The organism is Herbaspirillum sp. meg3 (genome assembly GCF_002257565.1).
Classification (GTDB): domain Bacteria; phylum Pseudomonadota; class Gammaproteobacteria; order Burkholderiales; family Burkholderiaceae_D; genus Herbaspirillum.
The window spans coordinates 2,771,445-2,793,411 of sequence record NZ_CP022736.1; the positions used below are offsets into that span (position 1 = coordinate 2,771,445).

General features: G+C 60.8%; 22 protein-coding genes. 6 read left to right on the forward strand and 16 right to left on the reverse strand.

All coding sequences use genetic code 11. From position 1 onward, the window contains the following. Positions 1 to 7 precede the first annotated feature (7 nt). The 6 genes from phnE to hmeg3_RS12355 all read left to right on the forward strand — a co-directional run bounded on the left by phnE (position 8) and on the right by hmeg3_RS12355 (position 4,525). A complete protein-coding gene (phnE, locus tag hmeg3_RS12330) occupies positions 8 to 847 on the forward strand; it encodes a phosphonate ABC transporter, permease protein PhnE (RefSeq protein ID WP_369828887.1) in 840 nt (279 codons plus the stop codon). 44 nt (positions 848 to 891) lie between these two features. Further along, on the forward strand, positions 892 to 2,010 hold the full coding sequence (psrA, locus tag hmeg3_RS12335; RefSeq protein WP_094563974.1) for an iron-containing alcohol dehydrogenase PsrA: 1,119 nt from the start codon (positions 892 to 894) through the stop codon (positions 2,008 to 2,010). A gap of 17 nt (positions 2,011 to 2,027) precedes the next feature. Then, entirely contained in the window at positions 2,028 to 2,855 is an 828-nt protein-coding gene (gene phnX / locus hmeg3_RS12340) for a phosphonoacetaldehyde hydrolase (protein ID WP_094563975.1), read from the forward strand. A 90-nt stretch (positions 2,856 to 2,945) separates the two neighbouring features. Beyond that, positions 2,946 to 3,671: a sulfite exporter TauE/SafE family protein gene (locus hmeg3_RS12345; RefSeq protein WP_094563976.1), complete on the forward strand. Its 726-nt coding sequence runs from the start codon at positions 2,946 to 2,948 to the stop codon at positions 3,669 to 3,671. A 78-nt stretch (positions 3,672 to 3,749) separates the two neighbouring features. Then, on the forward strand, positions 3,750 to 3,950 hold the full coding sequence (locus tag hmeg3_RS12350) for a hypothetical protein (protein WP_094563977.1): 201 nt from the start codon (positions 3,750 to 3,752) through the stop codon (positions 3,948 to 3,950). 188 nt (positions 3,951 to 4,138) lie between these two features. Next, positions 4,139 to 4,525, forward strand: a complete 387-nt coding sequence (locus hmeg3_RS12355) for a hypothetical protein (RefSeq protein WP_094563978.1) — start codon at positions 4,139 to 4,141, stop codon at positions 4,523 to 4,525. Here the strand turns inward: hmeg3_RS12355 and hmeg3_RS12360 are convergent. The 16 genes from hmeg3_RS12360 to hmeg3_RS12435 are packed head-to-tail and all read right to left on the reverse strand — an operon-like array spanning position 4,522 to position 21,966. Beyond that, the gene (locus hmeg3_RS12360) at positions 4,522 to 5,982 is read right to left on the reverse strand and encodes a cobyric acid synthase (RefSeq protein ID WP_094563979.1); all 1,461 of its coding nucleotides are present in this window, start codon (positions 5,980 to 5,982) and stop codon (positions 4,522 to 4,524) included. The two genes, hmeg3_RS12355 and hmeg3_RS12360, sit on opposite strands and share 4 nt — an antisense overlap. Further along, positions 5,979 to 7,019, reverse strand: a complete 1,041-nt coding sequence (cobD, locus tag hmeg3_RS12365) for a threonine-phosphate decarboxylase CobD (protein ID WP_094563980.1) — start codon at positions 7,017 to 7,019, stop codon at positions 5,979 to 5,981. Before cobD ends, hmeg3_RS12360 begins: the two co-directional genes overlap by 4 nt. Continuing rightward, entirely contained in the window at positions 7,012 to 7,998 is a 987-nt protein-coding gene (gene cbiB, locus hmeg3_RS12370; protein ID WP_094563981.1) for an adenosylcobinamide-phosphate synthase CbiB, read from the reverse strand. Before cbiB ends, cobD begins: the two co-directional genes overlap by 8 nt. After that, positions 7,995 to 8,591, reverse strand: a complete 597-nt coding sequence (gene cobU, locus hmeg3_RS12375; RefSeq protein WP_094563982.1) for a bifunctional adenosylcobinamide kinase/adenosylcobinamide-phosphate guanylyltransferase — start codon at positions 8,589 to 8,591, stop codon at positions 7,995 to 7,997. The genes cbiB and cobU overlap by 4 nt, the downstream gene beginning before the upstream one ends. Beyond that, positions 8,588 to 9,244 carry a 5,6-dimethylbenzimidazole synthase gene (bluB, locus tag hmeg3_RS12380; RefSeq protein ID WP_094563983.1) on the reverse strand — a complete coding sequence of 219 codons (657 nt, stop codon included), beginning with the start codon at positions 9,242 to 9,244 and terminating at the stop codon, positions 8,588 to 8,590. Before bluB ends, cobU begins: the two co-directional genes overlap by 4 nt. Continuing rightward, positions 9,241 to 10,626: a cobyrinate a,c-diamide synthase gene (locus tag hmeg3_RS12385; RefSeq protein ID WP_094563984.1), complete on the reverse strand. Its 1,386-nt coding sequence runs from the start codon at positions 10,624 to 10,626 to the stop codon at positions 9,241 to 9,243. The genes bluB and hmeg3_RS12385 overlap by 4 nt, the downstream gene beginning before the upstream one ends. Before the next feature lie 2 nt (positions 10,627 to 10,628). Next, complete coding sequence (gene cobO, locus hmeg3_RS12390) at positions 10,629 to 11,231, reverse strand: cob(I)yrinic acid a,c-diamide adenosyltransferase (protein WP_094563985.1); 603 nt, start codon at positions 11,229 to 11,231, stop codon at positions 10,629 to 10,631. Between the two features lie 16 nt (positions 11,232 to 11,247). Next, a complete protein-coding gene (locus hmeg3_RS12395; RefSeq protein WP_094563986.1) occupies positions 11,248 to 12,372 on the reverse strand; it encodes a GTP-binding protein in 1,125 nt (374 codons plus the stop codon). Beyond that, entirely contained in the window at positions 12,369 to 13,946 is a 1,578-nt protein-coding gene (cobJ, locus tag hmeg3_RS12400) for a precorrin-3B C(17)-methyltransferase (RefSeq protein WP_094563987.1), read from the reverse strand. Before cobJ ends, hmeg3_RS12395 begins: the two co-directional genes overlap by 4 nt. Before the next feature lie 49 nt (positions 13,947 to 13,995). Next, positions 13,996 to 14,817, reverse strand: coding sequence for a cobalamin biosynthesis protein (locus tag hmeg3_RS12405; RefSeq protein WP_094563988.1), 822 nt, complete (start codon positions 14,815 to 14,817; stop codon positions 13,996 to 13,998). 2 nt (positions 14,818 to 14,819) lie between these two features. Continuing rightward, the gene (gene cobM / locus hmeg3_RS12410; RefSeq protein ID WP_094563989.1) at positions 14,820 to 15,641 is read right to left on the reverse strand and encodes a precorrin-4 C(11)-methyltransferase; all 822 of its coding nucleotides are present in this window, start codon (positions 15,639 to 15,641) and stop codon (positions 14,820 to 14,822) included. Positions 15,642 to 15,665: 24 nt separating this feature from the next. Beyond that, a complete protein-coding gene (gene cobI, locus hmeg3_RS12415; protein ID WP_232511630.1) occupies positions 15,666 to 16,436 on the reverse strand; it encodes a precorrin-2 C(20)-methyltransferase in 771 nt (256 codons plus the stop codon). After that, positions 16,436 to 17,614, reverse strand: coding sequence for a cobalt-precorrin-5B (C(1))-methyltransferase CbiD (cbiD, locus tag hmeg3_RS12420; RefSeq protein WP_094563990.1), 1,179 nt, complete (start codon positions 17,612 to 17,614; stop codon positions 16,436 to 16,438). Before cbiD ends, cobI begins: the two co-directional genes overlap by 1 nt. Beyond that, positions 17,601 to 19,253, reverse strand: a complete 1,653-nt coding sequence (locus hmeg3_RS12425; protein WP_232511631.1) for a precorrin-8X methylmutase — start codon at positions 19,251 to 19,253, stop codon at positions 17,601 to 17,603. The genes cbiD and hmeg3_RS12425 overlap by 14 nt, the downstream gene beginning before the upstream one ends. Continuing rightward, the gene (locus hmeg3_RS12430) at positions 19,250 to 19,978 is read right to left on the reverse strand and encodes a cobalt-precorrin-7 (C(5))-methyltransferase (RefSeq protein WP_094563991.1); all 729 of its coding nucleotides are present in this window, start codon (positions 19,976 to 19,978) and stop codon (positions 19,250 to 19,252) included. The genes hmeg3_RS12425 and hmeg3_RS12430 overlap by 4 nt, the downstream gene beginning before the upstream one ends. A 23-nt stretch (positions 19,979 to 20,001) precedes the next feature. Then, positions 20,002 to 21,966: a putative cobaltochelatase gene (locus tag hmeg3_RS12435; protein ID WP_094563992.1), complete on the reverse strand. Its 1,965-nt coding sequence runs from the start codon at positions 21,964 to 21,966 to the stop codon at positions 20,002 to 20,004. Between the last annotated feature and the right edge of the window lies 1 nt (position 21,967).

Here is a 21,967-nt window from a genome sequence, read left to right on the forward strand (position 1 = left end):
ACCCGAAATGGACCGCGACGCATCCCGCTCCAGCTATCACGACTACGTCTGGACCGGCGCGCGTCCGCTGACTCTGCGCTCCTGGCTGCTGTGCATCGCCGCCGTCGCCGCAGTCGCTTTCGTTCTGGCGTGGAGCGCACAAGGCACGCAACTGAGCTGGAGCGAACTGGCCAACGGCCTGCCGCAGATCGGCGACTTTCTCAGCCGCTCTTTCCCGCCAAACTGGAAGATCCTCGGCAATCTCGTCGGCCCCGCCATCGAGACCGTCCAGATCGCCATCTGGGGTACGCTGCTCGGCGTCATCGTTGCGATCCCCGTGTCCTTCCTTGCAGCACGCAACCTCAATCGCAACCGGGTCGTCTATCAGGCAGTGCGCCAGATGCTCAACGTCACGCGCAGCATCAATGAACTGATCCTCGCGCTGGTGTTCGTCTCCGCCGTCGGGCTCGGCCCTTTCCCCGGCGTGCTGGCATTGGCGCTGCATGGCGTCGGCATGGTCGGCAAGTTCTTCGCAGAAAGCATCGAGGAAATCGACGATGGCCCGCTCGAAGCTTTGCGCGCCACCGGCGCCCGTCCGCTGCAGGTCATCGTCTTCGGCGTCTTGCCGCAAGTCATCACGGCCTGGATCGCCACCGTGCTGTACCGCTTTGAAGTCAATCTGCGTCAGGCCACCGTACTCGGCATGGTCGGCGCCGGCGGTCTCGGTTTCGAACTGGTCAACAGCCTGAAGCTGTTCAAGTACCAGGACACCGCAACCTGCATCGTGGTTGTCACGCTGATGGTAGTCGTCGCCGATACGATCTCCAGCCGCTTGCGTCAGATGATCCAGGACGGCAAGACGCATTGATTCAGCTGCACTCATTTTCAGACACATTTTTAGTAAAGAACTCCATGTGGAATTATCACAACCCGGTCGCCATACAGGCCGGTAGCGGCAGTCTGGCGCAGCTGCCGGGCTTGTTGAAGGGCAAGCGCGCCCTGCTGATCACCTTCCCTCAGGCCGCCTCGCTTGGGATGGAAGCGCGCATTGCTGAATTGCTTGGCACACAACTGGCCGGCATCGAGAACGCGGTGCAACCGAACCCCGACGTCAGCTGGCTTGCTGCGATGTATGAGCGCGTATGGCGCGATTACACCGATGTCGACTGCATCGTCGCCTTCGGCGGCGGCAGCGTGATCGACTGCGCCAAAGCCATGCTGAGCAAAACGCCTTCCGGCCGTTTCGACGAATTGCTTTCACATTTGCGCGACGCTGCACCGCTGTCGGGTATCGGCGCCAAGACGCTGATCGCCATCCCGACCACCGCCGGCACCGGCAGCGAAGTCACGCCATGGGCCACCATCTGGGATGCAGCCGCGGGCAACAAATATTCCCTGCATCAGGACTGGACCTGGCCGCTGGCTGCCATCATCGACCCACAACTGATGCTGAGCCTGCCGCAGGACATGACGCTGGCCAGCGGACTTGACGCGCTGTCGCATGCACTGGAATCGATCTGGAACGTCAACCGCAATCCGGTCTCTGCCAGCCTCGCAGCGACAGCGGCACGCAGCATCATCGATACACTTCCCGCTTTGCTGCACCATCCGCGCGACCTGCTGCTGCGCGAACGCATGGCGGTTGCCGCACTGCAAGCCGGACTGGCGTTTTCCAATACCAAGACGGCGCTCGCGCATTCACTGTCTTACGACATCACGCTGCATCACGGCGTCACCCATGGCATTGCCTGCTCGTTCTCGCTGCCGCGCGTCATGGCGCTGGCCTTCGGCAACGCGGCCGACGTCGATGCACTGCTGCTGAAGATCTTCGACGCCGTCGATGCGCAGGAAGCGGTCGACAATTTATCCGGCTTCCTCGAACGCCTGGGTGTGAGTACTGATCCAGCAGATTACGGCGTCGCCGATGCCTGGGACGCGCTCGTGCAACGCGCCTTGCAAGGTCCACGCGGACGCAATTTTATCGCCGCAGCAAAAGACACCTCCAACACATTACACGCCATCCATCCGTGAACCAGAAAGGAACTCCCATGTCCCGTACAAGCACCGCTCCCAAAGAGCTCCAGGCCGTCATCTTTGACTGGGCCGGCACACTGGTCGACTTCGGCTCGCTGGCGCCGACACAGATTTTCGTCGATGCCTTCAAGAGCTTCGACATGAACATTTCGCTCAAGCAGGCACGCGGCCCGATGGGCTTGTCCAAGTGGCAGCACATCCGCACCCTGCTCGACAATCCTGAAATCGCCCGTCAATGGAAGGAATGTCACGGACAGTTGCCGACTGATGCCGATGTCGACGCCCTTTACGCACGCTTCATGCCGATGCAGATCGCCAAGGTCGGCGAATATTCGCAACCGATCGACGGTGTCCAGCAAACGCTCGCCTGGCTGCGCCAGCAAGGTTTGAAAATCGGCTCTTGCTCAGGCTATCCGCGTCAGGTGCTTGATGTGCTGCTGCCGCTGGCCGCAGCCGAAGGCATCACGCCCGACCACGTCATCGCCGGCGATGAATTGCCTGCAGGTGGTCGCCCTGGCCCGTACATGGCGTTGGCCAACATGCTGGCGTTGAAGATCAGCAACGTCGCCGCCTGCATCAAGGTCGACGACACCACGCCCGGTATCGAAGAAGGCATCAACGCAGGCATGTGGACAGTCGGCATTTCTCTGTCCGGCAATGAAGTCGGCTGCACCAAGGCAGAGCTGGCGCAATTGTCGCCGGAAGAAATCAAGGCCCTCAAGACACTGGCAGAAATGCGCCTGCGTGAAGCCGGCGCCCATTACGTGATCGACTCCGTCGCGGATTTGCCTGGCGTGGTGGAACTGATTGCAGAACGACTGAAGGCCGGCGAACGTCCTTAAGCATGTCATCAGGTTGTCGGGCTTCTCAGATGCCGAAGCCCGGCCATCCTTCAGCGTACAATGCCACGTCCTTTTCAATAAAAAAATCACGTGGCAACTTATCTATTCATCCTGCTTGTCGGCCTCGCTGCCGGCATGATCAGCGGCGTCATCGGCACCGGCTCCTCCATCATGTTGCTGCCGGTGCTGGTCTACAACTTTGGCCCCAAGCAAGCCGTCCCCATCATGGCAGTCGCAGCCCTCATGGCGAATCTGGCACGCGTGCTGGCCTGGTGGCGCGTGGTCGACTGGCGTGCCTTTGCGGCTTATTCCATCACCGGTATTCCAGCCGCAGCCATCGGCGCGCGTACGCTCCTGGTCTTGCCTGCACATCTGATCGAAGTCAGTCTCGGGGTATTTTTTCTGGCGATGGTGCCTTTCCGCCATTGGCTGAAAAAGCACGACTTCAAAGTCCGTCTGTGGCAGTTGTCGGTAGCGGGCGCGGTCATCGGCTTCCTGACCGGCATCGTGCTTTCAACCGGGCCGCTGAGCGTGCCGGTGTTCACGGCTTACGGTCTGACCAAAGGTGCATTTCTGTCGACTGAGGCAGCGAGTTCGCTGTTTCTCTACGTCAGCAAAGTACTGACTTTCCGCGAGTTCGGCGCCATGCCGCTGAGTGTTTTCCTGCAAGGTTTGCTGGTGGGAGCATCATTGATGGCAGGCACGTTCGCCGGCAAGTTTTTTGTCATGAAGATGAGCGAAGCCAATTTTCAGCGCTTGCTGGATTTGTTGCTGCTGCTGTCTGGCTTGTCGCTGCTATGGACAGCCATACGCTAAGTGATTTATCAGGCAAGCACGCCTTGCGCTTTTGGCTTATGCTGCCAGCACGACTACGTAACTGAACAAGGAACAATCATGCCCAAAAAAGAAGAGAAGCTGGATCCGGAAACTGAAGCGCTGATCCAGTGGTGTACCGAAGTCGAGAAGTTTTTGGTCAAGGGCGGCGCAACGCTTGCACAGGCGCAAGAACACATCGAGGAAGAAGTCGAATGGTTTACCGATTTATTCTATGACGGTCTGACGCCGGAAGAAGCCGCGAAAGAAGCGCTCAATTAAATAGCGGCAAAATAATCTTTCCTGCAAGTGCAGACAAGTACGCGCTGCTGTAACAAAGTTTGTCCGGCAAGTAATGAACTGTAGGACAGGTGTAACAATTGGATTCGGCGGATGGCTTTCAGCGGCGATAGCGCTACAGTGGATCATCGTTCTACTCGTAGTTCCGTACAAGCCCCTGAAAGACCATCATGCTTCCTTTCCGACTCTGCGTCTCCGCCATCCTCGCCGGCAAGAAGCCGGCTGCCATTCCCGCTGCATCCGAAGAATCCTCCCTCGTCGCCACGATGCCGCCACCTCCGCCGAAGACGGAAGCCGCGCCAAGCGACCGCGACGGCGTCATCTGGAGCCCGGGCTACTGGAAATTCACCAACAACTGGTTTGTCTGGTGCGCCGGGCATTGGGAACTGTCCCGCCCCGGTCAACGCTATGTCGCACCATGCTGGGAGCATTATGCCGACGGCTGGCACTTTCAGCCCGGTACATGGCGCGACGATACTGCAGGAAAATCGTCGAAAAAACAAAGCGATGCCACCAATGGCAACATCGGCTACGACGTCCTCGGCGCTTTCCGTTAAGCGCGGTAATTGACCTTCAGCAGCGCATCAAGCAAAGGCTGCGTAGCGTCGGCGATGCGCTCCAGGCTTTGCTCGCGCAACTGATCAAGATCGACGGCATCGACGCCGCCCAGACCGGCCCACGCCAACAAGGCAGAGAAAGCCTGCGGCGTGTCGAACATGCCATGCAGGTAACTCCCCAGAATCTGGTCATCCACCGAACGTGCGCCTTCAGGACGGCCATCGATATGGAACGCGGGTCGTTGCATGGCCTCGCCTGCCGAAACACCCATGTGAATTTCATAGCCGGTGACACTGGCATCCTCTTCAGTGAACGCACATTTCCCTGACACTTGCAGCAGCTGTTTCTGCTGCGTCAGTTCGGTACGCATCGCCAGCAGATCCAGCCCTTCCATGCTGCCCGGCGTACCTTCCACGCCATGCGGATCGTCGACGCTGCGGCCCAGCATCTGGAAGCCGCCGCAAATACCGATCAGCTTGCCGCCGTAGCGCAGATGTTTTCTGATGGCGTCGGGCCAGCCCTGCTGCTTGAGCCAGGCGAGATCGTTACGCGTATTCTTGCTGCCCGGCAGAATGATCAGGTCGGCAGGCGGAATCGGCTGACCCGGGCCAATGAACTGCAGATCCACATCCGGATGCGCGCGTAAAGCATCAAAGTCGGTGTGATTGCTGATGCGCGGCAAGACCGGCACCACCACGCGAAATTTCCCTCTGACACTCTGCGAGGAAGCCACGGCATCCTCGGCATCCAGATGCAAGCCATGCAAGTAAGGCAGTACCGCCAGCACAGGTTTGCCGGTGCGTTCTTCCAGCCAGTCCAGCCCCGGTTGCAACAGGCTGATGTCGCCGCGAAAACGATTGATGACGAAACCGACGATACGCTTGCGCTCGCTCTCGGACAAACAATCGAGCGTACCGACCAGATGCGCAAACACACCGCCACGATCAATGTCGGCGACAAGAATCACCGGGCAATCGACAGCTTCTGCAAAGCCCATATTGGCGATATCGCGTGCGCGCAGGTTGATTTCCGCCGGGCTGCCTGCGCCTTCCACCAGCACTGCCTCGTACTGCTCGCGCAACCGGTGATAGGACTCCAGCACGGCAGCCATCGCACTGGTCTTGTAGCGATGGTAGTCGCGCGCGTTCATGTCGGCGCGCACCTTGCCGTGCACGATCACTTGCGCGCCGGTATCGCTGGACGGCTTCAACAGCACCGGGTTCATATCGGTATGGGGCGCGATGCGCGCAGCCTGCGCCTGCAAAGCCTGCGCGCGGCCGATTTCGCCACCGTCGCTGGTGACGGCGCTGTTGAGCGCCATGTTTTGCGGCTTGAACGGCGCGACCTTGACGCCGTGGCGCACCAGCAGGCGGCACAAGGCGGCGACCACCGTACTTTTGCCGGCGTCCGACGTTGTCCCCTGCACCATCAGGGTATGGAAAGGGAGCAGATTCATGCGGCATGCTCCGGGTTCTTGTTTTTGTTCTGATTTTTGTTCTGATTCCAGCCTTGCAAGGCTGTCTGCAAGCGCTGCCAACCAGCCTCATCCGGCGGCAGACCCAGCCTTATTCCACCTGCGCCGCGTGTAAACAGACGCACCCAGATCCCCTGCTGCGCCATCCAGTCATGGAATCCGGCAGCATCGGGTTCCGCCCACCATTGATACATCGCGCTGCCGCTTGCCTGTATGCCGACACCGACCAATAGTTGGTTCAGCCTCTCGCCATCGGCCAGGAGACGTTCGCATGTGGCGCGTTGCCAATCCTCGTCGCACAAGGCTGCAATGCCGATCTCCTGCGCCGGGCCGCTGACTGCCCATGGCCCCAGCCATTTCTGCAGGGACTCCAGCACAGTATTTTGCGCAGCGACAAAACCAAGCCGCAGGCCCGCGAGACCAAAGAATTTTCCGACCGAGCGCAAGACGATCAGCCCGGGCTGCACGCCCGCTTGTCCGGTCACACTCAGGTGGGGTGTCGTATCGCCGAATGCCTCGTCAACCACCAGCCAGCCACCGCGTGACGCCAGTTGTTGCGCCCACCCGAGCAAGACCTCCGGTGCGACGCGTGCACCAGTCGGGTTATTGGGATTGCAGACCACCATCACGTCGCAGTTATCCAGCGCTTTCTGCAGATCCGCATAGTCAATTTCGCGCATGGCATGTCCGGCCTGCTGCCACCGATGCGCATGCTCGGCATACGCCGGTGCCGCCACGACCACGCGCGACACGCCTTTTTCACGTAACCGGAGCTGCGGCAAGGCTTGTATCGCCGCCTGTGTGCCGGCCACCGCCAGCATGCGCGGTGCGCCGTAATAGGCGCATGCCGCCATGACGAGCGCATCGCTGGACTCCGGTAAGCGATGCCAGGCATCGGCGCGCAACACGGGTACCGGATAGCAGTTCGGATTGATCCCCGTCGACAAATCCAGCCACTCTGCGCGCGCAATGCCATAGCGCATCACCGCATCATTGAGGTTGCCGCCATGCTCAAGCATGCGTACCTCCCATCGTCAAACTGACATAAGTCGTATAGAACATCGTCATCAACATCGATATCGTCAACATCACTGTGAGCCACAGCATCGCCGTGCGCGACACCAGTTTCCATGCGCGTACGATGTCATCGGCGACAGCATCGCGTCCCACGCCCAACGGCGGGCGTTCTTCCACTTCACCGTCGTAAATCGCCGCGCCGCCTAAAGACAATCCCAGTGCACCGGCACCGGACGACATCACAGGCCCGGCATTGGGGCTGCTCCACGCCGGGGCCTGGGTCCGCCAGCAGGTACGCGCCTGACGCCAGTTGCCCAGCAGTGCATAGGACCACGCAGTCAGCCGCGCCGGAATCCAGTTCAGGCCGTCATCGATACGTGCGGCAACACAGCCGAAGGCGAGAAAACGCGGCGTGCGGTAGCCCCACATGGCATCAAGCGTATTGGCCAGACGAAACAGCAAGGCTCCCGGCCCGCCGCCCAAGGCAAACCAGAACAAGGTGCCGAACACGGCGTCGTTGCCGTTTTCCAGCAAGGATTCGACTGCGGCCTTGGCAAGGTCGGTCTCCTGCGACTGCGTGGTGTCGCGGCTGACGATGCGCCCGGTCAGGTTCCGCGCCGCAGCCAGGTCGCCGCTTTTCAGCGCCTTGGCAATCGGCATCACGTGGTCGCGCAAGCTGCGCAAGCCGATGCAAAAATACAGCAGCACCACATGCCAGGCAGCCGCCAGCCAAAAGGATTGCCGCGCCAGCAAGATCGTGATCAAGACCGACAGCGCCACCAGCGGCAACACCGCTAATAACCACGCCAGCGCGCCACGTGCATAACTCCCCGGCTGGCGATTGAGACGACCTTCCAGCCATTGCACATAGCGACCGAAGCCGACCAGCGGGTGCCAGCGCGATACTTCACCAAGCAGCCAATCCAGCGCAACGCCTGCCACCATCAGCAACGCCAGCAGCGTCATGTCGAAACCGATCATGCGCTGCGTCCCGCGTGTCCAACCTGTCCAACGTGTCCCTTGAGTTCCAGCGGCAAACCGGCGGCAACGAACTGCACGCGTTCGCAGATCGCTGCAACTGACTGGTTGAGCCGCCCAGCTTCGTCCACGAACCAGCGCGAGATGGCGCCTTGCGGCACGATGCCCATGCCGACTTCATTGGAGACCAGCACGACCTCGCCTTTAGCCTGCGACAAAGCTTGCAGAAAACGCTCACGCTCGGCGGCAAAAAGCGCAGGTGCTTCAATCCGCCCGATCTCGGGATATTCCTTGTGCTCGCTGAACAGCAGATTCGACAACCACACCGTCAGGCAGTCGACCAGCACCACATTGTCAGGCGTACTGTTGTGAGCAATGGCATCGCCCAGGGCAAGTTGCTCTTCCACGGTGTTCCAATGTGCGTAGTGCGTGCTGCGCTGCTGCCGGTGCAAGGCAATGCGCGTGGCCATCTCGTCGTCGCCGACGGCAGCGGTGGCGATGTAGATGACCGGCTTGCCGCTCGCCGCCGCCAGCCTTTCCGCCTGCGCGCTCTTGCCGGAGCGAGCGCCACCGAATACCAAAGTACGCTGATTCATTCGTTTTCTTCCCTGATTCCCCAAGCATCGCGATAGACCAGATCGTCCAGCGACTGGCGCGCTGCCCAGCCTTCCTTCTCCAGCATCGGGCGTGCATAAAACTCTTTGACGTGGCCGAGGCAGATCACTGCCACCGGTTTCGCTCCTTCAGGCATTGCCAGCAAGGCCGCCAGCTTGTCCGCATCGAACAGCGACACCCAGCCCATGCCGATACCTTCTGCGCGCGCCGCCAGCCACATGTTCTGGATAGCGCAGGCGACCGACGCCAGGTCCATCTCCGGCAAGGTGCGTCGGCCAAATACGTGACGCTCGCGGCCGTTCATCAAGGCCGCCACCAATACTTCGCCGCACTCGCGGATGCCTTCCACTTTAAGGCGCATGAATTCGTCTTCGCGCTCTTCAAGCGCCTGTGCGGTCAGGACGCGCTCCTGCTCCACCAGTGCGTGAATCGCATCCCGCTTGCTGCGATCGGCAATGCGGATGAAACGCCACGGCTGCATAAAGCCAACGCTGGGGCCAAGATGCGCCGCTTGCAGCAGACGTTGCAGCAAGCCGGTATCTACCGGATCAGGCAGAAAATGTCGCATGTCGCGCCGCTCTGCGATGACACGATAGACGGCCTCGATATCGCTCTGACTGTAGCGATGGCTCATGTCGGGGTATCTCCCGCACCCGCAGGCTCGGGCGTCGCGATCTTCCCGGTAAACAGCGCCGCCGTTGCTTGTGGCGACGATGCAAAACAAGCGTGCAGATACGTCGCCGTCACACCTCGCGAACGATATACGCGCTCACCGGCGGAGGTGTCATACAGACGCTCGCCGGTAAAAGCCGCCGCCATCGCCGTCACGGTAGTCGAATAATGAAAGGTGTGGCAGCGCAAGGCGCCCTCAACAAACGGAATGGTCTGATAGCCCAGGCCCTGCAAGCGGCGCTGCATGACCGCCCGGCCGGATAAGATGCCCAACATGCGCGCGCGGGCGCCGTTCTTGTCGGTCAGGCTTTCCAGCAGGTATAGCAGACCGCCGCATTCGGCATACAAAGGCTTGCCGGCGGCGCAATGATCGTGCAAAGCCTGCTTCATGGCTGCGTTGTTTTGCAATTCTTGCAAATGTAGCTCCGGATAACCGCCCGGCAGATAGACACTGTCAGCAGGCGGCAGACGCGCATCGTGCAGTGGCGAAAAGTAAGTCAGCTGCGCTCCCAGCTGCCGCAACAGATCCAGATTGCCGGGGTAGATGAAGGAAAACGCCGCATCACGTGCAATCGCAATGCGCTGTCCTTGCAGCAATGGCAGCAATTTCGGCGTCGGCTGATGCTCCTGCGGATCGATGGCAGCAAATTCGACCGGCGCCGGCAAGCGCGACAGTTCGGATAATTCGGTCTGGCCGATAGCCGCTGCCGCCGCGGCGATGCGCTGATCAAGATCGGCGACTTCAGCCGCCGGTACCAGGCCGAGATGGCGTTCCGGCAATTTGAATTGCAAGTTGCGCGGCATGCTGCCGAGATAGTCGATGCCATGCGGCATGCCCTGGCGCAGCATTTCTTCATGGCGAGGACTCGCGACGCCGTTGGCCAGCACGCCGATCAGCGGAAATCCCGGCCGGTAATGCGCCAGACCGTAGGCAATCGCGCCCAGAGTCTGCGCCACGCCGGCGACATCGACCACGGCGACCACCGGCAGTTTGAACAGCTCCGCCAAGTCCGCGCTGCATGGATCCCCGTCGAACAAGCCCATCACGCCTTCGATCAGGATCAGGTCGGCATCCTGCGCGGCTTCGTGCAGCAGGCGGCGGCACTCGGTCGCGCCCATCAGCCACAGATCGAGCTGATACACGGTGCTGCCGCAGGCGCGTTCAAGGATGGTCGGATCGAGAAAATCCGGGCCGGTCTTGAATACCCTCACCTTGCGTCCCTGATCGCGATGCCAGCGCGCCAGCGCCGCCGTCACGGTCGTCTTGCCGTGATTGGAGCCGGGTGCGCTGATGAACAACGCGGGACAAAGGATCGGATTATTCGCAGAAGGCACGGCCGGCATGATCAGAACTCCACGCCCTTTTGCGCCTTGATGCCTTGTTCCTTGTAGGGATGCTTGAGCGGTCGCATTTCGCTGACCAGATCGGCTTGCTCGATCAGCGCATCGGGCGCGTGGCGGCCGGTGACGACGATGTGCAGCATCTCGCGGCGCGCTGCAAATACATCAAGCACTTCCTGCAGATCGAGATACTGATACTTCAACACAATGTTCATCTCGTCGAGGATCACCATGTCATAAGACGGATCCTGGATCATGCGCATCGCCTCGGCCCAACCATGGGCCGCAGTTTTCATGTCGGCATCACGGTCTTGGGTATCCCAGGTGTAGCCCGAGCCGACCACATGAAAATCGCAATTGGCGTGGCCGCCTAGGAAATCGCGTTCGGCGCTGTACAACGCGCCCTTGATGAACTGCACCACACCCAGCTTCATGCCGTGGCCGAGAATGCGCATACCCATGCCGAAGGCGGCGCTCGACTTGCCTTTGCCGGTGCCGGTATTGACGATCAGCAAGCCTTTTTCTTTTTGCGCGGCAGCCTTCTTTTTCTCGAAGCCTTCCTTGTGGCGCTGGGTCATGCGCTTGTGCGATTCGGGATCGGTTTTCATATGTTCTCTCTTTGCTTTACTTCCAGTTTGTACCGGTTAATTCAGAAAGCAAGGCGGCAACTTTGCTTCGGCTTGGGTGATAGCCGATGAAAACCAGTTCGGATTTGTCAGTCTCGACAGTTTCATTTGCTGCATCTGCATTCATCGTCACGCGCGTGCGCACGCCCTGCACCAGTTGCGGCCGCTTGCCTTCCAGCGTGCGCACGAAACCTTTGGTGCGCAGGATGGGTTCCGATTTTGCTGCTTCGGTAATTGCCTGCTTCAGTTTGTCCGCCGGTTGCGGTGACTGGCTGCGCAGCGTAAACGACAGCCAGCCCGGATCCTGTTCATGAAAATGCTTGTGCGTCGCCAGTCCGTGACTGTGCGCACCGAGACCGGAATGTGCATGGCCGTTAAGACGCCCCTGATCGGCCAGCACGCTGGCGTCGACGCCGGGCATACGCACATGCGTGTAGGTGTGCTGATGCACCTGCAAGGTCGGCTGATGCAGCCGCAAACCGAGCGCCAGTCGGATATCGAGCTGCGCCTTGTAAGCCAGCTCCAGGAAACGCACATTGGGCGCGCACGAGCGAACGCGCTGCTCGGCGTCCAGCAGTTGCCCTTCGCTCAGATCATCGATCTTGTTGAGTACCACCACATCGGCGTATTCCAGTTGCCGACCGAACATGTCGGCAACGGCGTTGTCTGTGTTGCTTCCTTGTGCGAACCGGTCGTCCAGCAGCAAAGGCGTATCCACTACCGCCAGCGTGGCGTCAAGGATGAAATGCGCTGCCAGCTCAGGCGTCTGCAGGCTTTCCATCACCGCTGTCGGCAAAGCCAGGCCGGAAGTCTCGATCAGCACATGGTCGACTTGTGCACGACGCGCGGCCAGTGCCAGCATGGTCGGCACAAAGCGCTCGTCGTCGCCGTAAGCAATCAGGCCGTACGAAAAATCATGGATGCGCACATGTTCCGCATCGTCGCCGCTGTTGCTCATCGCCCGCATCAGATCACCGTCGATCGTCACTTCACCGAACTCATTGATCAGCAGCGCCAGCCGGCGCGTCTGGCGGCGTTGCACCAGACTGCGCAGCAAGGTCGTCTTGCCGGCGCCGAGGAAACCGGTGACGATGGTGACGGGAATAGGCTGCGCTGGCGTCATGCGTGCTTGCCTTCTTGCTGCTGCTCGTGCAACCACGCCTGCACCTGCGCCGAAGCGTGGCCCAGACTGTCGGCCTGCACCGGATAATCCAGCGCCGGACGGCGCACCGTCAACAATGGAATCCCCAACGCCTTCGCCGCATCTGCCTTGGCGCGATATCCACCGGCATCGCCGGAGTCTTTGGTCACCACGCAATCGATGTTCCAGTCGCTCCACAACGCCTGATTGAAGGCCTGCGAAAATGGTCCCTGCATGGCGCAGATACGGCTGCGCGGAATACCCAGATCGATGGCGCGCTGGATGAATTCCGGCTCGGCGGTGACGCGTACGAACCATTGTTTGCGATCCGCGCCCGGTGCTTGTAAAAAGGTGGCGAGATCCTTGGAACCGGTGGCGAGGAAGATGCGCTCGCTCTTTGCAATCGCCTGTTCGGCGGCCTGCTCCATCGAATCGCAGACAAGCGCATCGCTGGCGATGTCGACGATTGCACTTGGACGTTCATAACGCAGATAAGGGACGCCCAGGCTTTGCGACAAGCCCATCAATTGCTGCGACATCAGCGTGGCATACGGATGGGTGGCGTCGACCAGCACACGCGCTGCGTGGCGCTGCAAGGCCTGCTTGCGCACTTCCACGCCTTGACGGCCGGCCCAGACCGTGACGCCGGGGCAATCCTGCAAGGCCAGCTCGCCGCCGTATTCGGTGGCGGTAGAAACAACCACCTGATGGCCTTGTTCGGCCAGCTGTCTGGCCAGTGCATTGCCATCGCTGGTGCCGGCAAAGACCCATACCGCCTGCGACGGCAATGCCGGTTCTTCTGCGGCAACGGTCGATTCGTCATGCCAGTCGTTGTAGCCGCGCGGCGTGAAAATGTAGCCGCGCTTGCGCTGGGTAAAACGATTGCCGATAACGATGCTGGTCAGCATGTCGAATTGCAGGGATGGCAGTTCATCAAGACGATGAATACTGACTTCCTGGCCGGGACGATAGGCGTTCTTCACCACGCCGCACAGCGTATGTGGCGCTTTCGATTCCAGCATCAGTTTGAGGATGCGATAGACACCTTCCTGACGGCCGGCGCTTTGCACGTTGTACAGCACACAGGCGAGATCGGCCTGCGCGATATGGCGCGCGCGATTCTCGATCCATTCCCACGGGCACAGCAGATTCGACAGGCTCAGCGTGGCGAAGTCATGCGACAGCGGCGAGCCCAGCAAGGACGCGCAGGCATTGGCCGAGGTGACGCCAGGGATGACGTTGACCTGGTAGTCATCGTCTTCTTTCATTTCATCGAAGGCCAGTGCCGCCATGGCATAGATGCCGATGTCGCCGCTGGAAATCAACGCCACCTTTTCACCGTTGCGTGCTTTGTCGATCGCCAGCAAGGCGCGTTCACGCTCCTGTGTCAGCGGCGGCGTGAAGATCTGCTTGCCTTCGATGTGCGACGCAATCCAGCGCAGATACAACTCGTAGGCCACGATGACGTCGCTGTCGCGCAAAGCGGCAATGGCGCGCGGCACGATCAGATCGCCGAAGCCGGGGCCAACCGATACCAGGTTTAAAACTCCACTCATAAAACCACTTTCTCTTTGATACTTGTTTATTTACTTACATTGTTTCGGGTTAGCCAGGGCCTGCCGGCGCGTCCGTATCCGGCAAGCCGATATCTTCCACCACCGCCACAGTGACGCCGTCGAGCGCCGTCTTCGGCAAGGCCAGCACGCCACGCGGGCTGGCGATCAGCGCGCAGGGTTCGCACACGCCGTCGACGCCGACATTCTTTTGCACCCATTCCGACGGCGCCGTCACCCAGCCGCGCGCGGCGACATCGGAGGCGGCGATCACGCGCAAAGGCAAGTCATTGGCGGCGCAAAAGGTCAGCAAGCCGGGTTCTTCCGCCTTCAGATCAATCGTCGCCACTTCGCGCACGTCACTTAGTGGCCGTCCCAGCAAGGCTAGCGCACGTGTAACGGCAGCGGAGATCTTTTCCACCGGTACGTTCTTGCGGCAACCAATGCCGAGCACCAACGGCTTCAGGGCTTCGGTGGCTGTCGTCACTACCGGCACCGCACCGACGACATTGGCGACGCGATAGGCCAGACGATTGCCGCCGCCTTCGTGGCCGCCCAGCAGCGACACGGCAAACCGCCCCGCTTCATCCAGTAGCACGACCGCCGGGTCGGTCAGCTTGTCTTGCGGCAAACCTTCCAGAAAACGCACCGCCACGCCGCTCGCCGCCAGCATCACCCATTGCCCCTGATGTCGGTAGGAAGCGCGGAATTGCTGCTTCTGCGGAATCCCCGCATTGAGCCATGGCCGGTACAGCGTGCCGCCCAGCTGTCCCTGCAAACGTGCCGCCAGCGCTTCGCTCTCCGCTCGCACCAGCCAGATGCCGAGGGTATTGGATTGCGTTGTTGCATGCGTACTTTGCAGGGGATTACTCATGATCAGACCTCGTCTCCGGTGGTAACGATTTCCACGGTGTCGGCAGCGTCATTGTCTTTTTTGTTCTTTTTCACGACGCGAAACAGATGCGTGAAATCCTTGGAATACAAACTCGATTCGACTTGCTGCCCCTTATCCAGCGCCGCACCGACCAGCATCATCGTGGTCAGGTTCCAGGCGCCACGTTTGGTCTCTTCCAGCACCGTCGCCAGCGTGCCCTGATAGACGCGCTGATCGGGCCAGGTGGCGCGATAGACCAGCGTCACCGGCGTGGTGTCGGGGTAATGCAGGCGCAGGTCGGTGACGATTTTTTTCAGATGCGGGCCGGATAGAAAAATGCACATGGTCGCCTTGTGTTCGGCAAGGCGCGCAATCGACTCCAGCTCCGGCACTGCCGAGGCGCGTCCCGAGACACGCGTCAGGATCACGGTCTGTGACACTTCCGGCTTGGTCAGCTCCGCCGTCACCGCCGAGGCGGCGGCAGTAAACGAGGATACGCCCGGCACGACTTCATAAGCGATGCCCAACGCTTCCAGCCGGCGCATCTGCTCAGCGGTCGCACCGTAGATGGCCGGGTCACCGGAGTGCAGGCGAACGACGTCGATGTCCTGTGCTTTTGCGCGGGCGTAGCAGGCCTGCTGCTGCTCCAGATCGAGCTGTGCCGTATCGATCAGTTCGGCATCGGGACGGCAATGCTGGAGCATTTCGGTCGGCACCAGCGAACCGGCGTACAACACCATCTGCACGCTGCCGAGCAGCTTGGCGCCGCGCAGCGTGATCAGATCGGGAGCGCCGGGACCGGCACCTACAAAGTAGACCTTCATAAGTAGACTTTCATAAATTCACCTTCATGCCTGATGCCTCTTTTCCAATGCGGTCTTGCGAATGAGCATGGTCGCCAGATAGCCGCTTACGGCATGATCCCGATCGCCCGCCTCCAGTTCGCGCAAGTCGTTTGCCAATACTTCACCGTCCAGCCCGATACGGCGGGCAAAGGCGCAGTGTTCGGCGATGCCCATTTCCTTGAGCAACGCCAGCACCCACGGCAGGCGCGCACCGACTTTCATCAGCACTACGATGTCGTGGGTTTCGATCTCATGCTGCAGGCTCGCCGGATCGTCCGGGCACGGCAGGATCAGCGTGCGTTCCTTGCCAACGCCCAGCGACCAGTCCAGCGCGGCGGCAGCCGACGCATAACTGGTGATGCCGGGAAACGTCCGGTGCGGAAATTCCGGTAGCAAATCCTTCAGCGCCGCCAGGATGTAGCCGTACGTCGAATACGTCAGCGTGTCGCCGATGGTCAGATAGGCCACGCTGCGACCGGCCTGCAATTCGGCGGCGATATCCTGCGCCAGTTGCGCGTAATGTTCGCGCAGCACGTTGCGGTCGGGGTCCATGTTGAACTCGACTTCGCGCAGCCGTTCCGGCGCGACGGCCACGCCTTCCAGGCATTGCAGCGCGACGGAGGTGTCGGCGCTTTTGGCGCGCGGCACGTAGATCAGATCAGCCTGCTGCAAGGCCTGCATCGCTGCCAGCGGCAAATAACCCGCCGGGCCGGGACCGACGCCGATGCCCCAGAACATGCCGCGTTGTGCCTTTTCCTTTGCGGTCGTCGTCATCAATGACCTCCCAGCAAATTGCCGTCGAGATCGAACAGGCGCACCTCGACGCGTTTCACCGACGGCATGCGCGCCTGCGCCAGCGTGGCGATGCGCGCTTCGATGTCGCGCCACAAGCTGACTGAGCCCGGTTCATCCTTCAAACGTTCGATTGCTGCTTCCACTGTGTTTGCACTTTCTATCTCGGCGATCAGCACGGGCGAAAATCCCAGCGTCGCCGCCAGTTCCGACGCTACGCGGGCCACACCGCCCATCGCCATATTGCTCTTGCTCGAATGTGTATCCCATACGCCGTCGAGCACTTTGGCCAGCTTGCCGGGATGACCCGCCAGCCACAATACGTCCAACTCTGCGCCCTGCTCAGCCAGGGCCGTCTGCGTGAAGTCCAGCGCGTCGCCGAGAAAATTGGCGATCTGCACCGAGCGCACTTCCGGCAAGCCCAACGCATCACGCGCAAAAGTCCGGCCGATCTTGCCCGGCAGATATGCCACGCAAGCGGCGACGCCGTTCGGCCTGCTCTCATCGGCCAGCGCCACGCGGATATACACTTCAATCGAAGCGATCCACGAGGCCAGCGACATCGGCTCCACAATGCCCGACGTGCCCAGAATCGAGATGCCGCCAACGATACCCAGACGCGGATTAAAGGTCTTCTGCGCAATCTTCTGGCCGTCCTCGCAACCGATGGCGAGATCGAAACCTGAGCTTATCCTGCCTTGCATACCCAGTTCTTCCAGTACTTCCTTCACCGCCAGCCGCATCATCTGGCGCGGAACGGGATTGATGGCCGGTTCACCGACCGCCACGCGCAAACCGGGCTGCGTCGCGGTACCGACGCCGGTCGCCGCCAGGAAGCGAATCTCGCCGATATCGTTGCGCGCCACTTCGGCAAAGATCGTCGCGCCATGCGTGTTGTCCGGATCGTCGCCGCCGTCTTTCAGGACTTCGGCACGCACACGTTTTTCATCCAGCACCCGGACGTCTTGTATCGGCACCAGTAAATAGTGCTTGCCGTCCGGCAGGCTGACTTCCGCCTTGTCGATTTTTTCGTCACGCAACAGCATGGTCAGCGCAGCCTTCACTGCCGCAGTGGCGCAACTGCCGGTCGTCCTGCCGCGCCGCAGGCCGTTCGGGGCCAGCACGGTCAGGTCGAATTCAGCGCGTTCAAGCTCCTGCATTTATTTGCGACTCCGCTTCCTGCGCTGCAATAACTTGTCCGATCGCATCGATCATCAAGGCGTTGACCACCGTCGCTGCCCACGGCGACCCGCCGCGCGTGCCGCTGTTGGTGATGCGCGGTACTTGCAGGCAGCGGCGCAGATCGTCCTTGCTTTCACGCGTGCCGACAAAACCAACCGGCAAGCCGATCACCAGTTGCGGCCGCCAGCCGTGCTCGCGGATCAGGCGTGTGGTCTCGACAATCGCAGTCGGTGCATCGCCGATGGCGAGGATGATGTCGTTGCCGAATTTCTCCCATGCGCGACGTACACCTGCTGCCGAGCGCGTGATGCCTTGCGCCTGCGACAACAGGTGCGTTTCGCGGTCGTGTACGCCGCACCAGGTTTCGATGCCGAGCTGTTCGACCAGTGCGCGCTTGAGGCCGGTCTGCACCATCGTTACGTCGGTCACCACACGCTTGCAGCGCAAGATGGCGCGAATGCCGGCTTCGATTGCACCAGCAGAAAAATAGATGTCATCGACCGCGTTGAAATCGCCGCTGGTGTGCACCAGCCGCTGCAACGCCGTCAGATGCGCCGGTGGGAACATCGACCAGTCGCGGCCGGATGCAATGATCTCGAAACTTTCTTTCTCGATCGGGTGCGGCACATACGGCGGGAACTCTGTCTTCGGTTCAGCGGCCAGCGTCTCGCGATTGAGCAAACCGCGCACCTGCAAGTGATGCGCGCGCTGCGGCTCGCCGATCTGTTCTTCGAAGCCGACGATCTGCACGCGGTATTTGCACAGGCTGCAATTCATGGCGGCACGTCCTTCGACCGCCTCGCGCGCACGCTCCAGCATGACGTCGGCAACGTGTTGATGCACACCAAAATAGCCGGCTTTCAGCACTTCCAGCCCCGGCTCGCGCTGCTGCAAGTCATCGGCGGCGGCATAGATGCGTTTCACCAGCACGCCATCGAACAGGAAGAACGGCAACACGATGATGCGCGCAAAACCAAGCAAGGCCGCCGCACGCAAGCCATCTGCGACCAGCGGTTTTGCGGTACCGGAATAACAAACGTAGACGCCGCCAAAGCCCATGCCTTCTTCCAGCATGCGGGCCAGTTTCGACACTTCGCCGTTGGCATCGGGATCGGTAGTGCCGCGGCCGACCAGCACCAGACAGGTATCGTCACGACGAATGGTTTGTGTGGATTGTGCTTCGGCGGCGAGCACGCGTTCCTGCGCCAGTTGCAGCAATTGCGGATGCAGGTTCATCGCCCCGCCGAAATGAAAATCGACGTCGGGATGCTTGCGCGCCAGCTCCAATACTTCGGCCGGCATATCGTTCTTGGCATGACGCGCAGCCAGCAGGACGCCAGGTACGACGGCAACCTGTTTGCTGCCGGCGGCCAGATTGGCTTCGACTGCTTCGCTGATGGTAGGACTGGAAAATTCGAGATAACCGTGGGTTACCACGCGGCCTGGCGCACGGGCGCGCACGATATCGACCAGCGCTTCGAATTCGCGCACAGCGTCGGCGTCGCGGCTGCCGTGACCGGCGATCACGATGCCGTAGCTTGCCGCATTGTCAACATTGCCAACACTGTCAACAGGGGTGACTGCACCACTGACGATATCGGCGGGCACTACGCTCATGCGACCTCCGCAGACTTGGCAGATGTGCCCGGCGGCGGCTCGATCTGGCTGTCCATGGGCGTATGGGTACGAATCAGCATGATGCTCATGTCGGTGAACTCCTTGTCCACGCATTCGGCCAGGGTGCCGTGCCACTCTGCTTCACCGCGCGTGAGGTTTTCCCAGACTTCGGTCGGATGGTCGGGCTGCACGCCGTTTTCCAGCAGGTAGGCCGCAATATGGCGCGGCATGAAGGAGCGCGCCGCATCCCACGGACACGGTATCACAATCGCATTGCGGCCGTCATTGAGCACATGCACAAGATGGCGCTTGAACGGCGTCAGGTCGCCACGGCGGTGGAAGGTGATAAAAGTTGTTTCGTCGAAACAAACCTTCGCGCGCGACGCCAGAATTTGCGCGGAGGAAATGCCGGGCAAGGTCTCGACCGGATGGCCGCAGGCGCGCTCGACGCGTTCCAGATACTGGAAGCCGCTGAAATGGATGTCGCCCATGAACACCACCACGCAGCGCTTGCCGACGTGATGTGCAACCGCGACCAGATCGAGCTGGGCGACCTGATCACGATAGTTCATGAGGATGACTTCCGCCGTCGGCGGGATAATGCTTTGCACGACATTGACGACGGCGTCGAAGCCCGCCACCACGTCGGCATTGCGAATCAACTCGGCACCGCGTTGGGTGAGGTAGCCGATATCGCCCGGGCCTGCACCTATGCAAATAATCATATTGTTGTTCCTTGATTAATTCTCTATTGCGTCATACGGGCGCGAATCGTCAGCGCCAGATTGTCGGCCGTCAGCTCTTCCAGCGTCATGCATTGCGCACCGAGCGCTTGCGCCAGTTGCGCAGCGCGGCCCAGACGGACATAGCCGGTTTCGGTATCGAGCACCAGCGCAGGCGTGCCGCGTGCAGCCAGTTGCTCGGCCAGCGCCAGCGTCTCGCGCCAGGGATCGCCGCCGTTTTGCAGCGCGACGTTGCCTTTACCGTCGCTGAGCAGCACCAGCAATGGCGGTGCTGTGCCATTGGATTGCTCCAGCGTCTGCAAGGCCAGTTGCAAGGCATGCGGCAGCGGCGTGCGGCCGCCGGTCGGCAATTCGCGCAGACCTTGTTCGGCAAGATCGACGCTGCGTGTCGGCGCCAGCAATACGGAAGCTTTGTCGCCACGGAAGCCGATTACTGCGACCTGGTCGCGACGTTGATAGACATCCGTCAGCAAAGCCAGCACGGCGCCCTTCACTGCCTCCATGCGCCGTTGCGCGGCCATCGAACCGGAAGCGTCGACCACGAACAGGATCAGGTTGGCGTTCTTGCCGGCCTTGACCTTGCCGTGCAGATCGCTTGCCTGCAATTGCACCGCGCCCTCTTGTACGCCTTCGGCGGCGCCGCGCAAGACCGCTGAACGCAGTGTTGCACCGACCGCGAGGCTGGCAGGATTACTGTCCGGTACGGCGCGTATCATGCGGCCTCGCGTTGCATCCGCGGAATCGCTGCGGCGGCCGGCGAGCGTGGCGACATTGTTCACCGGCGCATCGACTTTGAGCTGGCGAGCGTTGCCGACAGCTGCGGCAGCGAATACTTGCTGGCTGTCGCCGTTGTCCGACGGCTTCTCTGATTGATTTTCTGATTCAGCATCACTATCAGAAGAGGAATCCGATTGATCCTGTCCATTGCCGCCTTGCTGCTGCGGAGCTTGCATTGCTTCCTGCATCAGATCATCGAGCTTGTCCTGATCCAGGCCGGGCTGCTCGAACGGCTTGCGGCGGCGGCGATGCGGCAAGACCAGTTCAGCCGCCGCACGTACGTCGTCAGGAGTCACCAGCAAACGGCCATCCAACGCCGCAAAAGCACGCGCAGTTTTGTGCATGACGATATCGGCGCGCAGACTGGCGACTTCGAATTCGCAGCATAAATGGCTGATCAGATCGAGCAAGGCGTCACTCAAGACGACTTGCGGCAACAAAGCCTGTGCAGCGGCGATACGTGTGCGCAATACATTCTGCTCGTCATTCCATTGCGCGGCATAGGCAAGCGGGTCGGCTTCGTAGGCAAGACGGCGGCGCACGACCTCAGCACGCAAAATCTTGTCGCGCGGTGCAACGACTTCCACCATGAGACCGAAACGATCCAGCAGTTGCGGGCGTAGATCACCTTCTTCCAGATTCATCGTTCCGATCAGCGTGAAGCGCGCGGGATGCGACACCGACAGACCTTCACGCTGGACAGAGTTGACACCCATCGCCGCAACGTCGAGCAGCACGTCGACCAGATGATCCGGCAAGAGATTGACCTCGTCGATGTACAGAATGCCGCGATGCGCGGCAGCCAGCAGGCCCGGTTGCAAGGCGTTTTTCTCGCCCTTCAATGCGCGTTGCAGATCGAGCGTGCCGAGCACGCGATCTTCTGTCGCACCCAACGGCAAGGTGACAAAAGGCACCGTTGCGGAAACCGTCTTGGCGTCGCCCTGGCAGACCGCACACTGCTCGGCAGGCTGCCCCGGCAGGCAATTGAAGGCGCAGCCGGCAACACGTTCAATAGGAGGCAACACCGCAGTCAATGCGCGTGCAGCGGTACTCTTTGCCGTGCCTTTGTCACCGCGGATCAGGACGCCGCCCAGCGTGGTATCAACTGCACACAGCAGTAAAGCATTCTTCAGTTGCGGCTGGCCGACGATGGCAGAGAATGGAAATAACGGCGGAAACAGAGGAACACTCATA

Bases quoted from the DNA above. Each gene is read 5' to 3' on its own strand.
- phnE (WP_369828887.1), top strand. From the start codon at position 8: ATGGACCGCGACGCATCCCGCTCCAGCTATCACGACTACGTCTGGACC.
- psrA (WP_094563974.1), top strand. From the start codon at position 892: ATGTGGAATTATCACAACCCGGTCGCCATACAGGCCGGTAGCGGCAGT.
- phnX (WP_094563975.1), top strand. From the start codon at position 2,028: ATGTCCCGTACAAGCACCGCTCCCAAAGAGCTCCAGGCCGTCATCTTT.
- hmeg3_RS12350 (WP_094563977.1), top strand. From the start codon at position 3,750: ATGCCCAAAAAAGAAGAGAAGCTGGATCCGGAAACTGAAGCGCTGATC.
- hmeg3_RS12355 (WP_094563978.1), top strand. From the start codon at position 4,139: ATGCTTCCTTTCCGACTCTGCGTCTCCGCCATCCTCGCCGGCAAGAAG.
- hmeg3_RS12360 (WP_094563979.1), bottom strand. From the start codon at position 5,982: ATGAATCTGCTCCCTTTCCATACCCTGATGGTGCAGGGGACAACGTCG.
- cobD (WP_094563980.1), bottom strand. From the start codon at position 7,019: ATGCTTGAGCATGGCGGCAACCTCAATGATGCGGTGATGCGCTATGGC.
- cbiB (WP_094563981.1), bottom strand. From the start codon at position 7,998: ATGATCGGTTTCGACATGACGCTGCTGGCGTTGCTGATGGTGGCAGGC.
- cobU (WP_094563982.1), bottom strand. From the start codon at position 8,591: ATGAATCAGCGTACTTTGGTATTCGGTGGCGCTCGCTCCGGCAAGAGC.
- bluB (WP_094563983.1), bottom strand. From the start codon at position 9,244: ATGAGCCATCGCTACAGTCAGAGCGATATCGAGGCCGTCTATCGTGTC.
- hmeg3_RS12385 (WP_094563984.1), bottom strand. From the start codon at position 10,626: ATGCCGGCCGTGCCTTCTGCGAATAATCCGATCCTTTGTCCCGCGTTG.
- cobO (WP_094563985.1), bottom strand. From the start codon at position 11,231: ATGAAAACCGATCCCGAATCGCACAAGCGCATGACCCAGCGCCACAAG.
- hmeg3_RS12395 (WP_094563986.1), bottom strand. From the start codon at position 12,372: ATGACGCCAGCGCAGCCTATTCCCGTCACCATCGTCACCGGTTTCCTC.
- cobJ (WP_094563987.1), bottom strand. From the start codon at position 13,946: ATGAGTGGAGTTTTAAACCTGGTATCGGTTGGCCCCGGCTTCGGCGAT.
- hmeg3_RS12405 (WP_094563988.1), bottom strand. From the start codon at position 14,817: ATGAGTAATCCCCTGCAAAGTACGCATGCAACAACGCAATCCAATACC.
- cobM (WP_094563989.1), bottom strand. From the start codon at position 15,641: ATGAAGGTCTACTTTGTAGGTGCCGGTCCCGGCGCTCCCGATCTGATC.
- cobI (WP_232511630.1), bottom strand. From the start codon at position 16,436: ATGACGACGACCGCAAAGGAAAAGGCACAACGCGGCATGTTCTGGGGC.
- cbiD (WP_094563990.1), bottom strand. From the start codon at position 17,614: ATGCAGGAGCTTGAACGCGCTGAATTCGACCTGACCGTGCTGGCCCCG.
- hmeg3_RS12425 (WP_232511631.1), bottom strand. From the start codon at position 19,253: ATGAGCGTAGTGCCCGCCGATATCGTCAGTGGTGCAGTCACCCCTGTT.
- hmeg3_RS12430 (WP_094563991.1), bottom strand. From the start codon at position 19,978: ATGATTATTTGCATAGGTGCAGGCCCGGGCGATATCGGCTACCTCACC.
- hmeg3_RS12435 (WP_094563992.1), bottom strand. From the start codon at position 21,966: ATGAGTGTTCCTCTGTTTCCGCCGTTATTTCCATTCTCTGCCATCGTC.